General features: G+C 74.4%; 2 protein-coding genes. One reads left to right on the top strand and one right to left on the bottom strand.

Going from position 1 to position 3,637, the window contains the following annotated elements:
- Window positions 1–156: 156 nt before the first annotated feature.
- Window positions 157–2,766, top strand: coding sequence for a SpoIIE family protein phosphatase (locus ABZ641_RS29375; protein WP_359986599.1), 2,610 nt, complete (start codon window positions 157–159; stop codon window positions 2,764–2,766).
- A gap of 10 nt (window positions 2,767–2,776) precedes the next feature.
- On the opposite strand, the gene ABZ641_RS29370 is transcribed toward ABZ641_RS29375, so the two are convergent.
- Window positions 2,777–3,637 (bottom strand): PP2C family protein-serine/threonine phosphatase (locus ABZ641_RS29370; RefSeq protein WP_359986597.1); only part of this gene is annotated, 861 nt, incomplete at its 5' end.

Here is a 3,637-nt window from a genome sequence, read left to right as displayed (position 1 = left end):
TGGTGCCGGCCTTCAGCGTCTGCAGGAAGGCCGTCTCCTCGGAGGTGACGACCGTCTCGATGCGCTTGCGGTCGGCCTCCAGCTCCGGGTACTGCCCGATCCCGGGCCCCGTCGGTCCCCGACTCCACCGGTCGACGTCCGTGGTCGGCGTTGCGAATGCGCTCCGTCGCAGGCCAGGTGTTCGTCCTCCAGGTCGTCATCGTGCTGCTCCTGGTGGTCGCCGCAGGCGTCGAACTGGTGCTGCAGTCGCGCCGCGACATCACCCGCGAGGCGGCCAACCGCTCGCTCGCCGTCGCCCAGGCCTTCGCCAACTCGCCCGGCATCATCGAGGCGCTCAGCACGCCCGAACCCACCGTCGTCCTGCAGCCGCGGGCCGAAGCCGCGCGGGTCACCTCCGGCGTGGACTTCATCGTCGTGATGAACACCGAGGGCATCCGCTACACCCACCCCATGCCCGACCGGATCGGCAAGAAGTTCGTCGGCACCATCGCCCCCGCCCTCGCCGGGAACACCGTCATCGAGAGCGTCAACGGCACCATCGGCCCGCTCGTCCAGGCCACCGTCCCCGTCAAGGAGACCGACGGCAGCGTCGTCGGCATCGTCTCGGCCGGCGTCCGCAAGGCCAAGATCGCCGACACCGCCGACCAGCAGCTGCCGCTGCTGCTCGCCACCGCCGCCGGCGCCCTCGCCCTCGCCACCGCCGGCACCGCCCTGGTCGGCCGCCGCCTGCGCCGGCAGACCCGCGGCCTCGGCCCCGCCGAGATGACGCGCATGTACGAGCACCACGACGCCGTGCTGCACGCCGTCCGCGAGGGCGTCCTCATCCTCGACGGCTCCGGGACGATCCTGCTCGCCAACGACGAGGCCCGCCGCCTGCTGCCGCTGCCCGCCGACACCGAGGGCCGCAAGGTCGCCGCCCTCGGCCTCGACCGCCCGCTCACCGACCTGCTGATCTCCGGCGAGACCGTCACCGACCGGGTGGTCAGCGCCGGCGAACGGCTGCTCGCCGTCAACGTCCGCGCCACCGACATCCACGGCGGACCGCCCGGCCGGGTCGTCACCCTCCGCGACTCCACCGAACTGCAGGCCCTCTCCGGCCGCGCCGAACTCGCCGGACGCCGCCTCAAACTGCTCTACGACGCCAGCGGCCGGATCGGCACCAGCCTCGACGTCGCCCGCACCGCCCAGGAGCTCGCCGACTCCGCCGTCCCCGTCTTCGCCGACTTCGTCACCGTCGACCTCGCCGAACCCGTGCTGCGCGGCGACGAACCCGGCGGCACGCCCAGCGTGATGTTCCGCGCCGGCCACAGCGGAGTCCGCCCCGACTCCCCGTTCATCCCCGTCGGCGAGCCCGTCCCGCTCGTCCCCGACACCCCGCGGGCCCGCGCCATGGCCTCCGGCGACGCCGTCCTCGAACCCGACCTCACCGCCGCCTTCGCGGCCTGGCAGCAGTACCACCCCGACCGGGCCACCGGCGTGCAGGAGTACGGCGTGCACGCCCTGCTCACGGTGCCCCTGCAGGCCCGCGGCGTGGTGCTCGGCATGGCCAGCTTCTGGCGCTCCGACCGCCCCGAACCCTTCGACGAGGACGACCGCTCCGTCGCCGAGGAACTCGTCGCCCGGGCCGCCCTGTGCATCGACAACGCCCGCCGCTACACCCGCGAACACGCCATGGCCGTCACCCTGCAGCACAGCCTGCTGCCCGGCGGCCTGCCCGACCAGAGCGCCCTCGACCTCGCCTACCGCTACCTGCCCGCCCAGTCCGGCGTCGGCGGCGACTGGTTCGACGTCATCCCGCTCTCCGGCGCCCGGGTCGCCCTGGTCGTCGGCGACGTCGTCGGCCACGGCCTGCACGCCGCCGCCACCATGGGCCGGCTGCGCACCGCCGTGCACAACTTCTCGGCGCTCGACCTCGCCCCGGACGAACTGCTGACCCACCTCGACGACGTGGTCAGCCGGATCGACCAGGAGGAGACGGCCGGCGGCATGGAGGGCGCCATCATCGGCGCCACCTGCCTGTACGCCATCTACGACCCGGTCTCCCGGCGGTGCCGGCTGGCCCGGGCCGGCCACCTGCCGGCCGTCCTCGTCCACCCGGACGGCACGGTGGAGATCCCCGACACGCCCGTCGGCCCGCCGCTCGGCCTGCGCGGCATGCCGTTCACCACCGCCGAGCTGGAGGTGCCCGAGGGCGCCCAGCTGGTGCTCTACACCGACGGGCTGGTGGAGGCCCGGACGAGGGACATCGACATCGGGCTCGACCTGCTGCGCGCCGCGCTCTCGCATGCCGACCGCAGCCCGGAGGAGACCTGCCGGGCCGTGCTGGAGGAACTCCTGCCGCACCGCCCGGAGGACGACGTGGCGCTGTTGGTCGCCCGTACCCGCGCGCTGCCCGCCGACCGGGTCGCCGAGTGGGTGGTGCCCCCCGACCCGGCGGCCGTCGCCGAGAGCCGGGCCGCGGCCACCGCCCAGCTGCGCCGCTGGGACCTGGAGCTGCTGGAGCCCGGCACCGAGCTGGTCCTCAGCGAGCTGGTCACCAACGCGATCCGGCACGCCGCCGGCCCGATCCGGGTGCGGCTGCTCTTCGACCGGTCGCTGATCTGCGAGGTCTCCGACGGCAGCAGCACCTCGCCGCGGCTGCGGCAGGCATCCTCGACCGACGAGGGCGGTCGCGGCCTGTTCCTGGTCGCGCAGATCGCCGAGCGCTGGGGCACCCGCTACACCGACACCGGCAAGGTCATCTGGGCCGAGCAGAACCTGCCGTGAGACGCACCGGTCAGCGCCTGCGGACCCGGGCGGCGAGCACCGCCACGTCGTCCTCCGCGGCCTCCGGTGTCAGCGCGTGGAGGACCGAGTCCAGCAGGTCGTCCAGGTCGCCGGCGGCGGGCAGCCGCAGCGCGGCGAGTCGGGCCAGCGAGGCGTCGATGTCCTCGCCGCGCCGCTCCACCAGGCCGTCGGTGTACAGCAGCAGCACCTGGTCGGGCAGCAGTTCGCGGGCCTGCTGCTCGTAGCCGCCGAGGCCGGTGCCGAGCGGCGGGCCGGTCGGCACCACGACCAGCTCGGTCGGCCGGTCCGCGAGGACGAGCGCGGGCGGCAGGTGGCCGGCGCTGGAGAACGTCCACCGGTTGCGGCCCGGGTCGGCGAGCGCGAGCAGACAGGTCGCCGGACGTGAGGACTCGTTCTCCGAGATCAGCGCGTCCAGCTGGCGCAGGATGCGGTGCGGCGGCAGGTCCATCCCGGCCACGTCCCGCAGCATCGAGCGGTAGGTGCTCATGTCGACCGCGGCCTCCACACCGTGCCCCATGACGTCGCCCATCACCAGCAGGGTCCGCCCGAACGGCAGCCGCACCGTCTCGTACCAGTCGCCGCCCACCACCGAGCTGGTGCCCGAGGGCAGGTAGCGGGAGGCGAGCTCCAGGTTCGGGTGCGGGTTGCCCGGCTCGGCGAGCAGCGCCTGCTGCAGCTGCAGGGCGATGCCCTGCGAACGGGTGTAGCGGCGGGCGTTGTCGATCCCGACGGCGGCCCGCCCCGCAAGGTCGCCGACCAGCAGCGTGTCGTCCTCGGTGAAGGCCCGCGCGGACTCGCCGGCGCGGCCGCGTCCTCGGGGTGCTGTCGCTGGCCCGCGCCGGGATCGGAA

Source organism: Kitasatospora sp. NPDC007106, assembly GCF_040634455.1.
Classification (GTDB): domain Bacteria; phylum Actinomycetota; class Actinomycetes; order Streptomycetales; family Streptomycetaceae; genus Kitasatospora; species Kitasatospora arboriphila.
The sequence above is the reverse complement of the archived record's forward strand: the minus strand, read 5'-3'. Positions and strand labels throughout refer to the sequence as shown.

Bases quoted from the DNA above. Each gene is read 5' to 3' on its own strand.
- ABZ641_RS29375 (WP_359986599.1), top strand. From the start codon at position 157: ATGCGCTCCGTCGCAGGCCAGGTGTTCGTCCTCCAGGTCGTCATCGTG.